Origin of the sequence: Nonomuraea jiangxiensis, assembly GCF_900099965.1 — a bacterium.
In the GTDB taxonomy this organism is placed as follows: domain Bacteria; phylum Actinomycetota; class Actinomycetes; order Streptosporangiales; family Streptosporangiaceae; genus Nonomuraea; species Nonomuraea jiangxiensis.
In genome coordinates this window covers 47,033-66,892 of record NZ_FNDJ01000027.1, presented here as the reverse complement: position 1 = coordinate 66,892, position 19,860 = coordinate 47,033, and the positions used below count along the sequence as shown (strand labels likewise).

The window sequence follows — 19,860 nt, the reverse complement described above, 5'->3', positions numbered from 1 at the left end:
CAATCAACCTCAACCAGACCAGTAACAAATACCGCTCGCCAATTAACTGTCGCCGTTTAAGTGCCGCCGACCGGCAAAAGTACGTTCATCGCCAGCGCCGGTGACGTCATTCTCATCGTCATCATCATCAGCCGCCCAGAAATCAGCGGCCCCTGGCTGCGGACGTTCCCAGAAACCACTGTCTTCCATGGCTCGTGGCGAGGGCGGCAGGTAATCGTCCCAACGATCCTCGATCGATACGGAGGCGCGCGGGCTCTCGGACGCCGAGGACGCGGAAACGTCGGTCACCGCCGAACTGGGCAAGGCAATACGGACAGGCCCCTTAGCACCAACCTGCCCCACCCCCTCACCCCACTCCTGCCCTTCCCGCTCACCACGCGAGCGGCGTTCCCCTTCATCACGCGAGCGACCTTCCTCCTCGCCGCGCGGACGGCCTCCCCCCTCGCCAGGCGAACGGCCTTCTCCCTCGCCACGCGAACGGCCTACCTCGCCGTTGTAAAACAGCTCATCGCACTCACCACGCCCGCGCGCCGCTTCATCGCTGTAGACGAGCCCACCCCGCTCATCCCACCCTTCCCCATCACCGCACGCTGGCCCGCCCCCTTCGCCGCTCATGTGCCCCTGCGGAGAACCGTTCCCCCGCACGTACCCCTGCGGAGCATCGTTCGCCCGCCCCTGCGTGCCCCCACGCGTGTCGTCCTTGGCTTCTCGAACGGTGCGCACTTCAACCTCTCGAAGGTCGCGCAGCCGTACTTCCGCCGCGGCACCCAGCTCGGTCTCCGCGGCACCCGAAATCCCAGCCGCACTCCTCACCGCGTCCTGGTCTTCAACGCCGCCGCCCTCCAGCGCACGGACATCACCCGTACCGAGATACAGCGCACGCGCCGCCGGTACTTCCTTGCGCGCTCGCTCGGGCGTGGACGACTGCGCCCGTTCGGGCTCGGCTGCTGCCTGCCGCCCATCGCCGGGCGACGACGGGGTCCGCGTACGGCTCTGCTCGGGGACACGTGTCTTGGCGACGGCCAGGATCACAGCAGGCCGTCGAGGTGTGGTCCTCGTGGGCGGGGCACCTTCGTTCGCCCGCGTGACCCGTACTCCATCAGCCGAGGGTGCACCGGCACCCGCAGTAGTGGTAGCCGCGGGCATGGGGTTGGCCGCGGAGGCCGCGAGCGCACGCCGTCGGGCCCAGGCACCTCCATGGGCGCCGAGCAGCAACAGCAGTAGCCCGCCCGCGACGTAGAACCCGTACTGGTTGATGTTCGCGAGCGGTGACTCGCTCGACTGCGCCTTCACATCGCTCGTCTGGACGGGAGCGGAGCCGGCGCCGTCCGTGGTGCCCGCCGGTGCCAGACCGTCCGTTCCGCCCTGGTCGTTCGTAGTCGGGATGGGCAGGTTGCCGTTCTCATCGGTGTTCGGCATGTCCGGCAGCTTGGAGCTCTGCTTGGGAGTCGCCGGTTTACTCGTGGGTACGGACCGTTGCCCGGAGGGCAAGGTGGGCAACGGGTCGACGTTCTTGGCGTCGTTGGCCTTCGGGGTTCGCCGGCTACCGGTCGTCTTCTTCGGCTGGGCCGTGGGCTTGGCGGGGAAGGAGATGTAGGTGGCGGGCGAGTCGCCTGATCCGACCAACCCCCCGTCGCCATCGCCCCTGAACGCCTTGACGGTGAACCCCACCCTCTGTCCCGCCGCGTTCTCCGGCACGGCGAGCGCCGCCTCGCACGATGAGCCCCCGCACGCGCTGTCGGCGGACAACCTTCCCACGATGCCGGAGCGGGTGCTGGACACCTCGTACGACTGCAGGTCGGGCTCGGACCCCTTGCCCCAGGTCACGAGCACCTTGCTGGTGCCCTGCATACTCGCGTTCACATTGCCCGGCGCCTCCGGCGGCCGCCTCAGCTTGAACGTGCTGGTCGCGTACGTGGAATTGGTGAGCTCTCCCCTGAGGGTCACGGTGAAGGTGCCGTTGGGGGCGTTTCCGGTGTCGAACGTTCCGGAGATCGTCTGGTTCGCGCCCCCTCCGGCGACTTTCTGGCTGGGCGTGTCGGGGCCCTCGACGTACAGGCCCATGTTCAACTGCACAATCCCGGTACGCGCCGAGATCGTCACGGACGAGCCAGTGATCACTTGGCCGTCGGAGGGCGATGTGATCTGGTCGGCGGAGTCGGATTGCCACATCGTCTCGGCCGCTTGAGCAGACCCGCCGAGCACGATGGATGCGGCCACGATCATCCCTGCGGCCACGACTCTGCCGACTACCGTCACGACGCTTCCCTCCATCGAGAGCCTCGCGCCGCCCGACCGCCCTGGGGCGTTCACGCGACGACCGGAAGTGCAGTGCGCCCGGCCGATGCGGTCATCGACCGCCCCCGGACCCGCACCTTAGCGACTTCGTCCCAGCTCTCCCAGGCTTCCCGTCACAGACGGCATGGACTGAGGGTAACCGGAACCTTACGGGAGCAATCCAACTCTTGGACACCATGTCTAAGTAGTCGTGATTCGATTGCGACATAGCCTCGTAAACCCCAATCACCACTTGAATCGCCGTCATAGGCGTGGCCGGCCGGCGGCACCCGATGACAGCCGATCGATCGGCAGGGCTTTCGCCCTTCCGGAGGTATTTGCGCTGGCGGTAAGCAGATCCGACCCATTTCTGGCGCTCGCCGGCCTCCCCTGCCGTTCGTCCGTTCGCCCGTTCGCCCGTTCGCCCGTTCGCCCGTTCGCGTGTTGGTGTGTTGGGTGTGTTGGGTGTTTGGGTGTTGGGGCCTCTGCGCGCTCTCACCTCAGCGCCGTTCAGGTCTTGGCGTCCTCGCGCTGTCCGCAGCATTTGCGCTGTTCGTGCCGTTCGTGTGTTCGCTGGGAAGTCCCGCCAAAGGTGGCGAGGTGAACGTGGTCTCTATTGATCATTTCCGGCTGGCCGCTGTGAAGGTGACATCGCATCGGCCGGGCCGGCGCGGGATCTGCCCGTGAGGGTTCGGGCGCCCACGATCGGGAGTGAGATCGGTAATGCGGTCCGGACATCGGCGATCTCGTCGGTGATCTCGCACTGGGTTAGCTGGACGCCGTTCTGGGTGGCGAGGGTGGAGGCCGTTTGGCAGGCGCCCTCGGGGTCGATCAAGGCGTATTTGGCCGCTGCGAGGGCGCTCAGATCGGCGGCGCTGTTGACTCGGTGGCGGGCCACGCGTACCGAGCCCGCGATGGCGAACGCCGTGGCTAGTGCTACGAGCATTGCCATGAGGGCGACGCCCCACAGGGTGGCTGAGCCTCGTTCTTTGGGGTTGATCACTGCCTCCCGACCGGAGCGTCTTTGGACGTCATGGCGGAATGTCTTTGGGGCTGGAGTTGGTGCCGCTTTCCAAGGTCGAGTCCGTAGGGGCTCATGAGTCTGGGTTCACGACGCCTTTGGGATCCGGGTTCGTGGCGACTTCCGGTTCTGCGTTCGTTGCGGCTTCTGGGTCTGGGTTTGGGCCGTCATCCGGGCTCAGGTTCGTGAGTGGTTCTGTGGCTGCGCTGGCTGTGGCGGATACGTGGACGGCGGGCAACGAACGGCCCCACGCTGGGCGTACTTCTACTGTGATTTGGACCTTTGTGGTTTCCGTGTCACGGGTCACTTCGATGTCCGCGTCGGGGCGGGTGGCTGAGCGCGCAAAGTCGCGGACTTGGTCCAAGGGCTCACCTCTGGCTGCGGCTCTTGCTGCCGCGCGGGCCGCGTCCACGCATTCGAGCTGGGCGCCGACTGCCTGGATGGCCCATAGGGCGGCTGCCAGGACGACCATGAGGGCGGGCAGCATCGCGGCGGTCTCGGCTGTTACCGAACCCCGCGATGCTGACCCTTTGTCGCCCTTGGAAGTCCGCTTGTGGCGGAAGGTCATCCGCTGTTGGTCTTGAGTGCTCGATCAATGAGGGATGTCAACATTTCCTGCACCTCTGTGCTACTGACCACTTTGAAGAGGAGCGCGGCGAAAGCGCAGGCCGCGATCGTTCCCACTGCGTATTCGGCGGTCGACATGCCACGCTCACGGTTCACGGCTGCGTAGTGGAGCCACCTGCCGGCGCTGCGCCGGGTGCGGGCGATCAGTCGGTTGCCGATCGATGTGGGGGACGCGGCCTTCCTCAGGACTTTGCTGCGGTTTGTGGCGATTGGGTTGGAAATTGTTATGTGCCTGCTTGGCCTGATGATCAGGGTGGAAGTGGGGGTGATCTTGGCTGCTGTGTCGATGGTTGATTCGGTGTCCGTGGTCTCTGGGGCGGCTTTGATGTCGTCTGGCTTGGTGGCGGGACTGAGCATCGGGCCTCCAGGTTGTTGGAGCCGGGGTTGGCCCGGCGGGAGTTCAAGGTTCGCGGAGCGGGGGTGGGAGGCAGCGAACCGAACGACGTTCTGTGGATAAGGCGGCGGGCTGGAGCCGACCCTGTGGATAAGGGTGCGCTGGAGGTGACCGATGGGCTGCTTCCGAACGCGGCCCATGGGCTGTGCCTGGACGCGACCAATGGGCTCGCCCGGACTCGGCTGATGTCTATGCCTGGATGTGGCTGATGGCCATACCAGGACGCGGCTGATGGCGGTGCGGATGATCAGGTCAACATCCGGCGTGTCGCATGCCCGGATGATGCCGATGGTCATTGCGCCGTACGCCGGCTGCCCCTGTCTCACGCCAGGGCTTGGTGCCCTCCTGGTCAACGTGGGGAGCAGCATGTCGTCGCCGCCGTGGCTCGTGCGGTTACCGGCGGGGGCTTACAGCGTCGCCGTGTCGGAGACGTGCCGGGGCTCGAACCGATGCTTCTGCCAGCGCGTCGCCCGGTGCCCATACGCCACGTCCGTGGACGTGACCAGCCACCCGTCGGTGTCGCCAGGGCCACCGACCCGTCGATGTAGTGGCCACCGGACGGCACGGGCCTGTGATCGCCGGATCGCCGAGGTCCACGTCCATGGCCGCTGGATTACAGGTGGCATCCCGTGGTTGCCGGTACGGGCCGTGCAGAGAGCCGCCGATGGCTGGTGGCCATTGAGTCTGCGTCCGTGGGTTGTGGGATCGATGGTGTGTGGCCTTTGGGGGCGTGGGTTGGGTTTGTTCGTGGTTCGTGCTGGCCTTTGAGGCTGGTTGGTTTGGTTAGCTGGCTATTGGGGCGGTGCGGGGTCGTTCGTGGAACGTTCGGCGGTAGGTGGTGGGTGGGACCCCTACTATCCGGGCGAAATGGGCTCGTAGGCTGGCTGCTCCGCCGAATCCACAGGTGGCGGCGATCCATTCGATCGGTCGGTCGCTGGTCTCAAGGAACTGCTGGGCCAGACGCACTCGCTGCTGCAGCAGCCAGCGCAGTGGCGACATCCCGAGGGCCTCGGCGAACCGGCGTTCGACCGTGCGTACGCTGACATTGGCCTGGGCGGCCAGGTCGGCGTTGGACAGCGGCAGATGCAGGTGGCCGCCGGCCCATTCCAGCAGGCCGGCCAGCCAGTCGTCGCGGGCCGCCGGCGAGGCCGGGCGGCGGTACTGGGCCTGCCCGCCATCCCGGTGGGGCGGGGTGACGAGGCGGCGGGCGAGTTCGGCGGCCACCGCGGCACCGTGGTCGATCCGCACCACGTGCAGGCAGGCGTCGATGCCGGCCACCGTTCCCGCGGAGGTGATCACGTTCGCGTCCTCGACGTACAGTACGGACGGGTCTACCCGGACGGCGGGATAGCGGCGGGCGAGTTCCTCCGCGTGCAGCCAATGGGTGGTGGCCCGGCGCCCGTCGAGCACCCCTGCGGCGGCCAGAACGAAGGCGCCGGAACAGATGGACAAAATCCTGATCCCGCGCCGGTACGCCTCCCGGACCACCTCCACCAACTCCGCCGGCGGGTCGTCGTGCACGTTCGTGCAGGCGGGGATGACGAGGGTGTCCGTCGATTCCAGATCCCAACCGTCGCGAACCGGGGCGAGGGTGAATCCCGGGCTCAGCCGTACCGGAGCATTCCCCACCGGGACAACAGAGAACTGGTACCACGGATCCGACAGATGCGGCCGATCAACGCCGAAGACCTGACACGGGACGGCCGCTTCGAAGATCGGCATGTCGTCGGTAACGGCCATCACGACACGATGGGGACGCATGACGCGAATCTAGCGCAGGCTGACGCCGCGGACGGTGGCTCCCCGCAGCGCCTCTCAGCAGGATCGGGAAGGTCCCGACGGCTGGAGGAGGCCTGATGACGGAGATCAACAACCAACCCGACCCGGAGCGCGGGAAGCCGGCGATCGCCGTGTTCGGAGCGTACGGGCACACCGCCCGATTCGTGACGGCGGAGCTGCTGGAGCGCGGCTGGAGGCCCGTGCTGTCCGGGCGGAACGCGGCGAAGCTGGAGGCGGCCGCCGCCGCTCATCCCGGCGTGGAGTGGCGGATCGCCTCGGCCGACATGCCGGACTCGCTCGACCACGCGATCGCCGGTACGGCCGCGATGATCAACTGCGCCGGACCGTTCGCCGAAACCGCGCCGCCGCTGATCGAGGCCGCGCTGCGGGCCGGGATCCACTACCTGGACGTCACCGGCGAGACCCTGGTCGCGATCGATACGTTCAGCGCCTACCGGGATGACCTGCGGGTGAAGGAGTCGGGCATCGTGGTGGCGCCGGCGATGGCGTTCTACGGCGCGTTGGGCGATCTGCTGGCCACCGTCGCGATGGGTGACTGGTCGGAGGCCGACGAGATCTCGATCGCCGTGGCGCTGGACAGCTGGCATCCCACCCGGGGAACCCTGCTGGCCGGCGAGCGCCGGGCCGGGCGGCGAGTGGTCTTCTCGGACCATCACCTCCAGGTCGTCGCGGGCGACGAGCCGCCCCCGAGGGGGTCGTGGACGTTCCCTGCTCCGTTCGGAACGCAGGACGTCGTGGGGCAGTTCTCCACCGCTGATGTGGTCACCATCTCCCAGCACCTGGACACCCCGCGGATCAACGCCTTCCTGAACACCACCCCGCTGAAGGATCTCAACGCCTCGGACGCCAAGGGTCCTCAGGCGGCTGACGCCAGCGGCCGATCGGCCCAGATCTTCCTGGTTGAGGTGGTTGTCCGCCGGGGGGACGAGCGGCGGCGGGTGGCGGCGCGCGGTCGCGACATCTACGCCATCAGCGCGCCTATCGTGGTGGAGGCCGCAGAGCGGATCTTGGCGGGTCGTGGCCGGGCTATCGGCGTCGTCACCGCCGGGGAGCTCTTTGACGCTGAGGACTTCCTGCGTTCCCTACCGCTGGACGAACTGCTGCTGCTGGACGACCAGTGACCTCCAACCGCGCAGAGGCTGCCCACGGGCTCGCGGGCTCATGGCCTCACGACGTCCCGGTCTCCCGGTCTCCCGGTCTCGCAGCCTCGTGGCCTCACGACGTCACGGGCTCGCGGTCTCCCGCTCTCGCGGTCTCGCGGTCTCGCGGTCTCGCGGTCTCACAGCCTCATGGCCTCCCGGCGTCGCGGGCTCACGGCGTCGCGGGCTCTCACGGGATGACGATGGTGGAGGCGAGGCCGGCGATCACTGGGATGATGCCGAGCAGGACGAACGCAGGTAGGAAGCACAGGCCCAACGGTGCCACGGCCTTCACGCCGACTCGCCTGGCTGAGGCCACGGATGCGGCTCTGCTTGTCTCGCGGGCGTCGTCGGACAGGCGGGTCAGGACGTCTGCCACCGGAGCGCCGCTTTGGGCTGCACGGCTCATGGCGCGGGAGAGTTGGCCCATGGCGGGGTCCTTTGCGAGGGTGGCCCAGGTCGGCTCCGGGTCCGCGCCCAGGCGCAGTTGGCTGCTCACCCACGTCAGCCGATGGCCCAGCGGGCCTCCGATGGCGGTGGCCGCGATCTCGGTGGCGGCGCTCACCGGCCGTCCGGCGAGCAGGCAGGCGGCCATCAGATCGGCGGCGAACGGCAGGTCAGCGGTGATTCGGTGGCGGTCGTGCCGGGTCTGCTGAGACTCCATTCTGCTCAGGTACATGGCTATTGCCGGGGCTGTCAGGAGGCCCACGACGATGCCGGGAATGCCGCCGATCAGGAGCGCTATGAGCAGGGCTACGACTGCCGCTTTGGTGATCGTCTTTCGGGTGATCGGTGGTCGTGGCTGCTTGTGGGGCAGATCCAGCCAGTCTGGGGGGTGTGGCTCGCCAGTGAAGGGCTGCTCTCGATGATCTTGCGGGTCCTGGTGATCTTGAGGGCTCCGGCGGGCTTGGGGGCCTTGGCGGGCTTGGGGGCCTTGGCGGGCTTGGGGAAATGGGGTGGTGGGGGAACGGGGCTTGTTCGGTGGGCAGAGCCGGGCTAGCCGCTCCCCTGGTGTCCTGGGCGAGAACCACAGCCAGGCTGCCAGGCCGGCGCACAAGGTCGATAGGAGGTAGAGCATCGGTCGGATCCGATCGGGGGGTGGTTGGTGTGCCGAGGTGAGCGGGGTGGGTGCGTGGGTGGTCAGGTGCGGGGTCTGCTTGAGCCGGTTGGGCGATCTGGGAGTTCTGTGGGCCGGTGAAAGGTGCCTGAGCTACGGGTCTGGGGGCGATGGTCGAGCGGGCGGACGTGAGTTGTGGGGGAGCAGGTGCAGCGGTCGAGTCTTAGGGGCGGATGTATGCAGGTCTGCCGTAGGGGGGGTGTGCGGGTTCGGCGGGAGGCATCTGACCTGTGGGGGGTGGGATCAGGATTGGGCTTGGGTTGCCATGCGGTTGGTCCATAGCAGGCCGCAGGCGTCGAGGGTGATTCCCGCTATCAGGCAAGCCAGGCCAGGGAGGCTGCCGAACAGGAAGCTCAGGGGGTGCATGTTGAGGGCTGCGGCCATGAGGAGGCCGAGGGCGGGGAGTATGGCGAGCATCTTCGCCGTAGTGCGCGGACCTGCGAGTTGTGCTGCGACGTCCTGGCGGTGGGCCTGGGCTGTGCGGAGTGTGGTGGCCACTCGTTCGACCAGGGCGGCCAGGCCGGCGCCCACGGTGATGGAGACCTCCCAGCAGGCGGCGAGTTGACGTAGGCCCTCGCCTCCTTGGGGTGGGGTGGCTGCGATCAGGGCCGCGGAGACGTCGCCTCCGTCTCTTGCCGCGGCCAGTATCGGGCGTAGGGACTCCGGGTCGGGGAAGTCCACTGCCGCTATGGCTCTGGTCAACGCCTCTCCTGGGGTGCGGCCGGCGGATAGTTCCGCTGACAGGGCCTGGCATAACTCGACGGATGCTTGTCGCCAGGCGTCGGCGCGGCGGGTGGGGTTGGGGCGGGTGAGCCGTCTACTCAGGGAATGCCATTGGGGCTTTTGCTGAGTTGAGGTGAGTTTGCTCAGGCGGGTTGTGGCGGGGTCCGGGCCTGTCCACAGCCAGATGGCGAAGGCTGTGGACAACGCCGCGATCAAGGCGTTGGTCATCGCAGCTGCTCCCATGTTGGTGTGGTGCCGTGGTCGTTGGTTGGGTGTCTCTGTCGCCTGTCGACTGATGTTCGGTGGGCCGAGCCGTCTGATGTCCGGTGGGCGAGGCCATCTACTGCTCGGTGGGTTTGGCTGCCTGCTGCTCGATGGGTTGGGCCAACTGCTGCTCGGGCTTCCGCTGGTCGGTGGGTGGGGCCGTCTGGTGCTCGGTGGGTCGGGCTGCCTGCTCTGCGGGTGGGGGTGGCTGTTCTTTGGGTTAGGGCGTTGTAGCCGGGGCCAGTTTGGGTGTGGCCTGTTGCGTCGAAGGTTAGGGCCGGGAGGGACTCCACCAGGCCGGTCGAGGTTCTGGAGAGCAGGCAGATCTCGGCTATGCGACGTCGGCCGTCCGGACGGTCTCGGGTCAGGTGGATGACCGCGTCCAGTGCTGCGGCGAGTTGGCTGTGTACGGCCTCTCTGCTCAACCCGGCCGCGCAGCCGAGGGCCTCCAGGCGGGGTGGTACGTCGGCCGCGGTGTTGGCATGCAGCGTGCCGCAGCCGCCTTCGTGGCCGGTGTTCAGGGCGGCCAGCAGGTCCACCACCTCCGAACCCCGGACCTCCCCCACGACCAGGCGGTCAGGGCGCATGCGGAGCGCCTGGCGTACGAGGTCGCGCAGGCCCACGCCGCCTGCTCCCTCCAGGTTGGCCGGGCGGGTCTCCAGGCGCACCACGTGTGGGTGGAGGGGGCGGAGCTCGGCCGAGTCTTCGACGAGGAGGAGGCGCTCGCCCGGGTCGGCCAGGGAGAGGAGGGCCGACAGGAGGGTGGTCTTGCCGGTGCCGGTGCCGCCTGTCACGAGGAACGCCAGCCTGGCGGTCACCATGGCGGTCAGGATCGGGATCGCGGATGGGGCGATCGTGCCTGCTGACACCAGGTCTGCCAAGGTGAACGTACGGCGTGGGGGCAGGCGTAGGGATATGCAGGTGCCGCCGGAGGCTACCGGTGGGAGCACGGCGTGCAGGCGCACTCCACCCGCGAGCCTGGCGTCGACGTACGGGGACGCGTCGTCGAGGCGTCTGCCTGCGGCGGCTGCGAGGCGTTGGGCCAGTCTGCGTACGGCTCCGTCGTCGGTGAACCTGATCTGGGTGCGGTGCAGGCCGCCGCCGTCGTCTATCCACACCTCGCGGGGGCCGTTGACCAGGACGTCTGTCACGTCGGGCCGGGTCAGGAGGGGCTCCAGTGGGCCGGCGCCTATCAGGTCGGCACAGAGGGCCCGGGCCACGGCGAGGATCTCGGCGTCGCCGTATACGGATTTCTCGGCTCTCAGGGCGACTGCCACCTGGGCGGCGCTGGGTTCGACGCCCGTTCGGGCCAGGCGTACGCGGACGGCTTCCACCAGCTCCGGGGACACTCCTGGGGCGGCGAGGCCGGTGCTCTGGTGGGCCGGCTGTGGGGGCCTGGTGGTCATGCCGGAAGGAGGTCTCTCAGGAGGGTCGCGCAGAGCGAGCCGAGGACGGTGCGGGGGCCGAGCTTCGGGAGTTCGCCGCGGTTGAGGGTGGCGGTGAGCCTGGGCTGGTCGGGGAGGTGCCCGGCTGACGGGATGCCGAGAGAGGCGACGGCCATGTCGTCCTCGACTATCCCCGGGCGGAGGATCGCGCGGATGTCGGCGGTGTGTTTGCGCACCTCACCGAGGACCTGGGAGGTGGACAGGACGCCGCGTACGTCTGCCGTGGTCACCAGCAACGTGGTCTTGGCTCTGGTGAGCGCCTCTGTCGAGGCTGGGTCCAGGTGGCGGGGGAGGTCGACGACCACCAGGTCGAAGCCTCGTCGGCCCGCTTCCAGGACCGAGCGCATGGCTTGGGCCGGGATCGGTGCCACTTCGCCTCGCTGGAAGGACAGGACCGCCAGGTCCCCGAAGGACGGCAGCGCGGCGTGAAGGGCACTGGAGTTGATCCGGCCCTCCCTGGCCACCAGGTCGCCCCAGCGGGAGCCTGGTGCCTCCTCGTGGCCCAGGAGGGCGTCTATGCCTCCGCCCAGCGGATCGGCGTCTATCAGGAGCGTGCGGAGCTGATCGCCTGACGCACGCAGGGCCAGGCAGGCTGAGAGGACGCTCGCCCCGGCTCCTCCTCGGCCGCCGATCACGCAGATCACCGGGCCTGAGCGGGGGTCGGGCTCCATGGCGTCCGCGAACCGCTCCACGAGGTCGCGTTCGCCGCTGGGGAGGGTGACGACCGCCTGGGCGCCTACCGCGACGCATTTTCGCCAGGTGTCGGGGTCTTCTGGGTCTCGGGTCACCAGGAGGACCTGATCCCGGGGCGGGGGTGAGCTCGCGGCCACGGTGTCCGCCTGGTCGGCGCCGATGGCTATCAGGGGTGCGAGATTCCAGTACGGGCGGGCGTGGGCGGGGACGTGGGCCACGTCCAGCTGGGCTCCGGCTGCGGCTGCTATGCGGACCAGGTCGTCCAGTAGGGCGTGGTCCTCGGTGATGACCAGGGGGCGGTGCATCCTTGTGGCCTTCCTGTGGGGTTGGGGACTCAGCGGAGCTCAACCCTGATGGAGGGGGTGGGGATGGCGGGGCACCGAACGGGGTTCTGGGGATTGTGGGTGCTGGTTGAGGGGCTCCTGTGGATAACGCTGGGGTGAAGCGGCCGAGGCGGGGCAACGCCGGTGGAGCGGCTCAGGCAGAGCGATGGGGGCCAAATGCGATGCAGGCTGAGAGGCGCGGGTGGAGCCGCTTAGGGCTTTAGCGGCCCAGGCAAGGCAAGGAGCTACTTGGGCAGAGCGACCAGCTCGGGCGGCCACGCGGCCCAGGCAGACGCGGCCCAGGCAGGCGCGGCTCACGCGGGGCGCGCCGCTTGGGCAGGAGCGTGGCCTGGGCGAGCGGGTGACGCAGGCAGGCGGGTAACGCAGGCAGGCGCCTGAAGCAGGCGGGCGCGTGGCCTGGGCAGGTGAGGTCGGCGAGATGTGTAGAGGGATGCGCTTGGGCGAAACGTGGAGCCGCTCGGACCGGACGCCAGCGGCGTTGGCGGGAGAGGCGTAGGGCGGTGTGGAGGGGCGCTGGTGGGGCGTGGGGCGGCGGGCAGGACCTTCGGGTGGATGCGCACTGTGCCCCGCAGCGGCCTCGCGGGTGGGTGCGCACTGTGCCGCCCACAGCAGCCTCGCGGGTGGGGAGCGTGGTGGGGCTGGTGGTTCCGCCGTGACCAGGTGGTTGAGGGGGAAAAGGGGCGACCCCCGCCGGGGGGGAGAGCGGGGGTCGCCTGATCGGTCCGGCTCCGGGGGGGTAGAGCCGGTCCCGTTTCAGAAGAAAGCTTTCATCACTTGACCGGAGCCTGGCAAGGGACTTGCAAACCTATCCCCCGCACAGTCGGCTCCAGTTTGGGGCGATACCAACGTATGCTGCCCGATCGACTCGAGTTTCGTCGAGGAGCAATCTCGCATTTTCGCCAAGTTTTTTGGCAGCGCCATAACGATCACATAAAGGCCGTCACAGAGAGTGATCGTCAGGGCTGGGCGGCCGACACATCGGAGGGCGGTTCGGATGGGCGGTCGGAGCCTGGTCCACGGGTGGGTAAAGGTCTTGGTCCGAGGGGTTCCCATCAGGGTGGATCCGTCGTAGAAAGGTGACACGGACCCCTTGTCCGGGTGCATCACCCAGGCACCCACGCGCGACCAGCCGCGGGAGGCGCGTCGTGACGGGCTTGACCCGCTCCGACGAATTGAGGTGCACGCTTGGTAACCCGGTGTGATGCACCGGCAGACGGCGTCTCTTGACTGAGACGCCGTCAGCTATGTCAGCCGCGGCTCTCTCAGCCCCTTTGCATGGCCTCACAGACCGCAGTCGCCTCGCGTACGCCGAGGGTAACCGCGGAGGCACATTGTTGTATCCAGCGGCCCACGCCCTCCGATGTCCCGGTCAGGTACGCCCGCAGACCCTCGGCGTACGGCTGCTCCAGGTGCCCCACCTCCACGGCCACCAGGGACTTCGGATCCAGGCCGTACTCCACCAGGGTCAGGCGCTCCGCCGCGCGGGCCACGACGCCGTCCGCCACGCCGAAGGGGCGCAGCACGGCCAGCTCGGCGTGTACGACGGCGGCCAGCACCAGCGCGGGCGCCTTCGTGGGCCGTTCCAGCAGGTCGAGCAGGCTGTCGAGGCGGGCCGACGCCTCCGCGGCGCCCGGGGCCGGACCCAGGCCCAGAGGGTCGGGGGCCTGGTCGGACGTCCGGGGGCGGCCCAGAGCGGTCATCCGGGCCGCCTCAGCCGACTCACCCCCTGCCCCAGCCTCCGGAGCCGCTCCACCCGCCGAAGCCGCCTGACCCGTGAGGCCGGCCGCCGCCACGGAGTGGAGCCGGGCGAGCACCTGCCGGGGAGCCTTTCGCCAGGTCGAGCCCAGGCGGCCCAGCTCCGCCGACGCGCGTAGCGCCCCCTGGACCAGCGGGTCGTCAATCTCGTCCCGGCGCAGGGCCTCCAGGGGAACGTCCACCCCCTCAAGGGCGGCCGAGGCGCGGGCGCCGCGCAACGACGACTCCGCGGACACCGCCGGGCTGGCCCGGCGCAGGACGCGATGGCGGTAAAGCCTGTCAACGGCCTCACGGGCCTGGTCCACCGCCTCGGGCACGCCAGGGAACCCGGCGATCACGGCCAACGGGTCACTCACGAAACCCGACCCTAGTGGGTGGCCAGGATCAACGCCGCAGGTGCCGGTGGTTCGCCGCTCCTGCCCGCCCTCGGATCAAGGTGTCAGCGAGTAGTGCGGCCTCGCGGATGGTGACGAACCCGTCAGCGTACTGAGGAGAACGATTGAACGCGGCGAACAACCCCGGAAGCACCGGGAACACGGTTTGAGGCGATGCGATGACAGTGCGTCGGAAAGTACTGTACAACGTTCCAAGCCTTATCTCGTCGCCTTACAAGCGCAATTGAAACGTTGTAATACTGAAATCAGGAGAATATAGGGGTGGCCGATTCGTCGGTACTCACCACTTTATGGGCCCCCTGACCACAGTGGCACGGACCACGGTACAGACCTGTCTAGACCTCTTGTGTGTGGAGGCCGTGAGCTGGTGAAGTGGGACACGACCTATCCAACTGGCCATAGAAGGAGCACGAGGTGGCCCCGGAAACCTCTGGCAACGAGACTCAGGCGCTGTCAAATCTGCTACAGGAGAACCGCCGGTTCGCCCCTCCGGCCGACCTGGCAGCGGCCGCGAACGTGACCGCCGCCGCATATAGCGAGGCCGCCGCCGACCGTCTCGCCTTCTGGGAGCGGGCCGCCGAGCGACTGACCTGGGCCAAGCGGTGGGACAAGACGCTGGAGTGGAACCCGCCCTTCGCCAAGTGGTTCTTGGGAGGCGAGCTCAACGTCGCCTACAACTGCGTCGACCGCCACGTGGAGGAAGGTCGCGGCGACAAGGTCGCCTACCATTGGGAGGGCGAGCCCGAGGGCGACACCCGTACCCTCACCTACAACGGCCTGAAGACCGAGGTCAGCAAGGCCGCCAACGCCCTGCGGGAGCTCGGCGTCGCCAAGGGCGACCGGGTGGCGATCTACATGCCGATGATCCCCGAGCTGCCCATCGCCATGCTCGCCTGCGCCCGCATCGGGGCGGTGCACTCGGTGGTGTTCGGCGGGTTCTCGGCGACGGCGCTGAAGAGCCGGATCGACGACGCCGACGCCAAGCTCGTGATCACCGCCGACGGCGGCTACCGCAGGGGCAACCCGTCGGCCCTCAAGCCGACCGTGGACGAGGCCGTCGCCGAGTGCCCGCAGGTCGAGCACGTCCTCGTCGTACGGCGCACCGGACAGGACGTCGCCTTCACCGACAAGGACGTCTGGTGGCACGACCTGGTCGACCGCCAGAGCGACCAGCACACCGCCGAGCCCCACGACGCCGAGCACCCCCTGTACATCCTCTACACCAGCGGCACCACCGGCAAGCCCAAGGGCATCCTGCACACCACCGGCGGCTACCTGACCCAGACCGCCTGGACGCACGACGCGGTGTTCGACCTCAAGCCGGAGACCGACATCTACTGGTGCACGGCCGACATCGGCTGGGTGACCGGACACTCCTACATCGTGTACGGCCCCCTCGCCAACGGCGCTACCAGCGTCATCTACGAGGGCACCCCGGACACCCCGCACCGCGGCCGGTTCTGGGAGATCGTGCAGAAGTACAAGATCACGATCCTCTACACCGCCCCCACGGCGATCAGGACGTTCATGAAGTGGGGCGACGACATCCCCGCCAAGTACGACATGTCCAGCCTGCGCATCCTGGGCTCCGTCGGCGAGCCGATCAACCCCGAGGCGTACGTCTGGTACCGCGAGCACATCGGCGGCGAGCGCTGCCCCGTCGTCGACACCTGGTGGCAGACGGAGACCGGCGCGATCATGATCAGCCCGCTGCCCGGCGTGACCGCGGGCAAGCCGGGCGCGGCGATGCGCCCGCTGCCGGGCATCGTCGCCGACGTGGTCGACGACCAGGGCAACAGCGTTCCGGACGGTGGAGGCGGTTTCCTCGTGGTCCGCGAGCCGTGGCCGTCCATGCTCCGGACGATCTGGGGCGACGACCAGCGCTACATCGACACGTACTGGAGCAGGTTCGACGGGATGTACTTCCCCGGCGACGGCGCCAAGAAGGACGATGACGGCGACCTGTGGCTGCTCGGCCGGGTGGACGACGTCATGCTCGTCTCCGGCCACAACATCTCCACCACGGAGGTGGAGAGCGCGCTGGTCAGCCACCCGAAGGTGGCCGAGGCGGCCGTGGTCGGCGCGACCGACCCGGTGACGGGCCAGGCCATCGTGTCGTTCGTGATCCTGCGCGGCACGGCGGAGGAGAGCGACGACATCGCCACCGACCTGCGTAACCACGTGGCCAAGACGCTGGGCCCGATCGCCAAGCCGCGCCAGATCCTGGTGGTGCCCGAGCTGCCCAAGACCCGCTCCGGCAAGATCATGCGCCGCCTCCTGCGCGACGTGGCGGAGAACCGCAGCATCGGCGACGTCACCACGCTGGCCGACAGCACGGTGATGAACCTCATCTCGGAGAAGCTCCCGACGGCCAAGTCCGAGGACTGAACAATCCGCCTTCCCCAACCGCATGTCCCCATAAATCGGGATATGCGGTTGGACGGCGCCGCAGGCCACGGCCGCAACGGCCGTACGGGGGCACGGACATCTCCCTCACCGCGACCATCCACCGCGACCATCCACCGGCGCCACCGGTGCCCACCCCGGGGGTCCGGCCGCACGCACCCGTCCCAGGCGCTATCTTGTCCGATCGGGTAGTTCTGGGAGTGATGGGCAGGGACCGGTACCCGGTAAGTTCCTCGGCGTGTTCGGCGCCGCCTGGCCGTCACCACCGGCCGGCCTGGCAAGACTGTCCGAGTGACGCCACCGGGCGACGGCCGCGTGTACGGGGTACGCGAGCCGCGTCAATGCGCTGGATGATGTTTGACACGGCCACCAGGCCTCGATAGGAGACGTTCATGCCGCAGACTCCCGAGGAAGAATCCCTGGGTTCACTGGTCGCCCAGGCGAGCAGTCACATCTCGTCGCTGGTGCGCTCGGAGATCGAGCTGGCCAAGGCCGAGTTCAGGTTCGACGCCAAGCGGGTCGGCATGGCCGGCGGGCTGTTCGCCGCGGCGGCCTTCATGGCGCACCTGTGCCTGATCCTGGCCTCGTTCACGATCGCCTACGCCCTGGCCCAGTGGCTGCCCAACTGGCTGGCCTTCCTCATCGTGACCGTGTTCTACCTGCTGGTCGCGGGTCTGCTGGTGCTGATCGGAGTCCGCCGGCTCAAGGGCCTGGCCGGGATGAAACGTACCGCCAGGTCGATCAAGGGTCTCAAGGAGATCGCCACGCCCGACGGCGAGGTGCTCCCGGCGGCAAGCCCGGACCGCGAGCCGGTGACCCGCGATGGCACCTGACGAGTCCGTCGTCCAGATCGAGGGCCCGTGGACGCATCGCGCGGTCCACGCGGGCGGCACCCGCTTCCACGTCGTCGAGGCGGGTGAGGGGCCGCTGGTCCTGCTGCTGCACGGGTTCCCGCAGTTCTGGTGGACCTGGCGGCACCAGCTGAGCTCGCTGTCCGCGGCCGGCTACCGGGCGGTCGCGGCCGACCTGCGCGGCTACGGCGGCAGCGACAAGCCGCCGCGCGGCTACGACCTGCCCACGCTGGCCGCCGACGCGACCGGGCTGATCAGGGCGCTGGGCGAGACCGGGGCGATCGTGGTCGGCCACGACTGGGGCGGGCTGCTGGCCTGGACGATGGCCGTACTCGACCCCAAGTGCGTGCGCCGGCTGGTGGCCGTGTCGTCGCCGCATCCCCTCCGGCTGCGCAGAGCGCTGCTGACCGACCCGTTCGGCCAGCTCAAGGCCAGCCGCCGGACCCTGGGCTACCAGCTCCCGCTGCTGCCGGAGCACCGGCTGACCCGCCACGACGCCTCCCTGGTGGGGCGGCTGCTCCGCGAGTGGTCCGGGCCGGGCTGGCCGCGGACCGAGGTGGAGCGGACCTACCGCGAGGCGTTCCAGATCCCGGCCGTGGCGCACTCGGCGCTGGAATACCACAGGTGGTTCGGCCGTTCGCAGCTACGCCCCGACGGCCGGCGCTACGCCAGGGCCATGCGTACCGAGGTCGAGGCTCCCACGCTGCACCTGCACGGTGCGCTCGACCCGTGCGTGCTGCCGCGTACGGCACAGGGCTCCAGCCGCTACGTGGCGGCGCCCTACCGGTGGCGGCTCCTCGAAGGGGCCGGCCACTTCCCCCATGAGGAGATCCCTGACGTGTTCGACACCGAGTTGCTCGGCTGGCTGGCCGATCCGGAACCCGACCGATGAGAGACCGCGATCCCGAGGGCAGGCCGCGTAACGCCAGACCGCGCGACGCGTACGGCAGGCCGCTCCCCTACGGCTCCCCCGGCGTGCCCAGGGTCCCCGACGACTACGCGCCCACCACCGAACAGGCCCTGGCCGACGGCCGCCGTTTCCTGGGCGAGGGCATGCCGTTCAACGCGCACGAGGTGTTCGAGGGCCGCTGGAAGTGCGCGCCGGAGGACGAGCGCGAGTTGTGGCAGGGGCTCGCGCAGATCTGCGTCGGGCTGACGCACCTCCAGCGGGGCAACGGCCGCGGCGCGGTGACCCTCTTCAGCCGCGGCGCCGCCAAGGCCCAGGGGTACGGCGGCGCGTACGACGCGGTCGGCAAGGCGGCCTCGGGCCTGAGCGCGGACAGCGACCCCGAGGCGGCCATCGCCCTGATCATGGAGAAACTGCCGGCCTAGCGGGCCCGCGCTCAGTCGCACTCCTCCGTGCTGTCCGGCGTGGTGTCGTTTCTGCCCTGGGCGGCGTCGGGGGAGACCTCCTCGGCCGTCAGGACGTAGCCGGTGTCCTTCTCGTTGATCGCGGCCGCGAAGATCACGCCGTAGACGGCGCCGCTCTCCGTGAGCAGCGGGCCGCCGGAGTTACCGGGCAGCACCTCGCCGCGGATCGCGTAGACCTGGCGCGTGACGGTGTGCGAGCGGTAGATGTCGGGACCCTCGGCGTCGAGCTGGCCGCCGATCCTGGCGGGCACGGCGGTGAACCCCCGGCCCTTGGGGAACCCGGCGATGATCGCGTTGTCGTTGCGCCCGCCGTCCCCGTCGAAGGCCAGCTGCGGCAGGCCGAGGCCGGGCACGTACAGGATGGCGATGTCGCGGCGCGGGTTGTAGCGGACGACCGTGGCCTCGTGGCGGGTGTTGGTCGAGTCGATGATCTGCAGGTCACGGGTGACGCCGGCGACCACGTGGGCGTTGGTCATGATCCGGTCGGGCGCGTAGACGAAGCCGGTGCCCTCGATGTGCTTGTTGCAGCTCTCGGCATTGCCCTGCACCTTGACGATGGACTCCCGCGCCCTGGACAGCCTGGAGCCGCGCAGCACGCTCTCGTCGGGCGGCGGCACGTCGATGAACGCCCCCGCGCCGATGTCGTCGAACACGGGCGGGAAGTCCGAACGGTCGATGAACTTCTTGAACGGCTGCTGCCAGTTGCGCGCGGCCTGCGGGATCGCGTCGTCGACCGTGGTCAGCAGCGCGGAGTTCTTCACCTGGTCGACGAGCGGGGTGAACGCGGTGGAGACGATCAGCGACCCGATCAGCCAGGCGATGACCAGCACCGACAACGCGCTGGCGAACGTGCCGCCCACCGCGTCGGCCAGCCTCGCCGGCTCCCAGGTGACGTGGCTGCGCACGACCGCGCCGAGGGTCGAGGACGCGAACTGACCGAGGGTGGCGGACAGGAAGACGATCACGATGGCGAGCAGTGCCTGCGGCGTGTCGCCGTCGACGACGGCCTTGGAGATGGGCGGCGCGATGAAGACACCGAGCACGGCCCCGCCGACGAACCCCACGAAGCTCATCGCTCCGATGATGAAGCCCTGCCGATAACCCGAGATGCCGAAGGCGATCACGAGGCCGATCAATATGAGGTCAAGCAGATCACCGCGCACGCTTCAAAGGTAACCAGCGATACGGTCAAGTGTGCACGTCTTCCGCCAGGACGGCGTCACTCACCTGGCTATCTT

General features: G+C 68.8%; 16 protein-coding genes. 5 read left to right on the top strand and 11 right to left on the bottom strand.

Annotation, left to right across the window (positions count from 1 at the left end; all coding sequences use genetic code 11):
- Positions 1-42: 42 nt before the first annotated feature.
- From BLS95_RS54855 to BLS95_RS41940, 5 genes are all read right to left on the bottom strand, one after another.
- Positions 43-2,259 (bottom strand): hypothetical protein, encoded by a 2,217-nt coding sequence (locus tag BLS95_RS54855; protein ID WP_143044095.1) that lies wholly within the window; start codon positions 2,257-2,259, stop codon positions 43-45.
- Between the two features lie 631 nt (positions 2,260-2,890).
- Positions 2,891-3,280 (bottom strand): Rv3654c family TadE-like protein, encoded by a 390-nt coding sequence (locus tag BLS95_RS41955; protein ID WP_143044094.1) that lies wholly within the window; start codon positions 3,278-3,280, stop codon positions 2,891-2,893.
- 91 nt (positions 3,281-3,371) lie between these two features.
- Positions 3,372-3,866, bottom strand: a complete 495-nt coding sequence (locus BLS95_RS59330; RefSeq protein ID WP_281250099.1) for a TadE family type IV pilus minor pilin — start codon at positions 3,864-3,866, stop codon at positions 3,372-3,374.
- Complete coding sequence (locus BLS95_RS59650) at positions 3,863-4,282, bottom strand: DUF4244 domain-containing protein (RefSeq protein ID WP_342742820.1); 420 nt, start codon at positions 4,280-4,282, stop codon at positions 3,863-3,865. The genes BLS95_RS59330 and BLS95_RS59650 overlap by 4 nt, the downstream gene beginning before the upstream one ends.
- Positions 4,283-5,102: 820 nt before the next feature.
- Entirely contained in the window at positions 5,103-6,080 is a 978-nt protein-coding gene (locus BLS95_RS41940; protein ID WP_090945172.1) for a helix-turn-helix domain-containing protein, read from the bottom strand.
- 95 nt (positions 6,081-6,175) lie between these two features.
- Here BLS95_RS41940 and BLS95_RS41935 point away from each other — a divergent pair, with 95 nt between their 5' ends.
- Positions 6,176-7,240, top strand: a complete 1,065-nt coding sequence (locus BLS95_RS41935; protein WP_090945171.1) for a saccharopine dehydrogenase family protein — start codon at positions 6,176-6,178, stop codon at positions 7,238-7,240.
- 208 nt (positions 7,241-7,448) lie between these two features.
- Here BLS95_RS41935 and BLS95_RS41930 read toward each other — a convergent pair whose 3' ends face one another.
- The 5 genes from BLS95_RS41930 to BLS95_RS41905 form a co-directional block, all read right to left on the bottom strand.
- The gene (locus BLS95_RS41930; protein WP_245765621.1) at positions 7,449-7,922 is read right to left on the bottom strand and encodes a type II secretion system F family protein; all 474 of its coding nucleotides are present in this window, start codon (positions 7,920-7,922) and stop codon (positions 7,449-7,451) included.
- Between the two features lie 696 nt (positions 7,923-8,618).
- Complete coding sequence (locus tag BLS95_RS59325; protein WP_090945168.1) at positions 8,619-9,326, bottom strand: type II secretion system F family protein; 708 nt, start codon at positions 9,324-9,326, stop codon at positions 8,619-8,621.
- Complete coding sequence (locus tag BLS95_RS41915; RefSeq protein ID WP_342742819.1) at positions 9,323-10,768, bottom strand: TadA family conjugal transfer-associated ATPase; 1,446 nt, start codon at positions 10,766-10,768, stop codon at positions 9,323-9,325. The genes BLS95_RS59325 and BLS95_RS41915 overlap by 4 nt, the downstream gene beginning before the upstream one ends.
- The gene (gene ssd / locus BLS95_RS41910; protein ID WP_090945167.1) at positions 10,765-11,805 is read right to left on the bottom strand and encodes a septum site-determining protein Ssd; all 1,041 of its coding nucleotides are present in this window, start codon (positions 11,803-11,805) and stop codon (positions 10,765-10,767) included. The genes BLS95_RS41915 and ssd overlap by 4 nt, the downstream gene beginning before the upstream one ends.
- A gap of 1,301 nt (positions 11,806-13,106) precedes the next feature.
- Positions 13,107-13,955, bottom strand: coding sequence for a Fic family protein (locus BLS95_RS41905; protein WP_090945166.1), 849 nt, complete (start codon positions 13,953-13,955; stop codon positions 13,107-13,109).
- Positions 13,956-14,408: 453 nt separating this feature from the next.
- Here BLS95_RS41905 and acs point away from each other — a divergent pair, with 453 nt between their 5' ends.
- The 4 genes from acs to BLS95_RS41885 all read left to right on the top strand — a co-directional run bounded on the left by acs (position 14,409) and on the right by BLS95_RS41885 (position 18,583).
- On the top strand, positions 14,409-16,382 hold the full coding sequence (gene acs, locus BLS95_RS41900; protein ID WP_090945165.1) for an acetate--CoA ligase: 1,974 nt from the start codon (positions 14,409-14,411) through the stop codon (positions 16,380-16,382).
- A gap of 410 nt (positions 16,383-16,792) precedes the next feature.
- Positions 16,793-17,233: a phage holin family protein gene (locus tag BLS95_RS41895; RefSeq protein ID WP_090945164.1), complete on the top strand. Its 441-nt coding sequence runs from the start codon at positions 16,793-16,795 to the stop codon at positions 17,231-17,233.
- Positions 17,223-18,143 (top strand): alpha/beta fold hydrolase, encoded by a 921-nt coding sequence (locus tag BLS95_RS41890; protein ID WP_090945163.1) that lies wholly within the window; start codon positions 17,223-17,225, stop codon positions 18,141-18,143. The genes BLS95_RS41895 and BLS95_RS41890 overlap by 11 nt, the downstream gene beginning before the upstream one ends.
- The gene (locus BLS95_RS41885) at positions 18,140-18,583 is read left to right on the top strand and encodes a DUF309 domain-containing protein (RefSeq protein WP_090945162.1); all 444 of its coding nucleotides are present in this window, start codon (positions 18,140-18,142) and stop codon (positions 18,581-18,583) included. Before BLS95_RS41890 ends, BLS95_RS41885 begins: the two co-directional genes overlap by 4 nt.
- An 11-nt stretch (positions 18,584-18,594) precedes the next feature.
- On the opposite strand, the gene BLS95_RS41880 is transcribed toward BLS95_RS41885, so the two are convergent.
- A complete protein-coding gene (locus BLS95_RS41880) occupies positions 18,595-19,785 on the bottom strand; it encodes a MarP family serine protease (RefSeq protein WP_090945161.1) in 1,191 nt (396 codons plus the stop codon).
- Between the last annotated feature and the right edge of the window lie 75 nt (positions 19,786-19,860).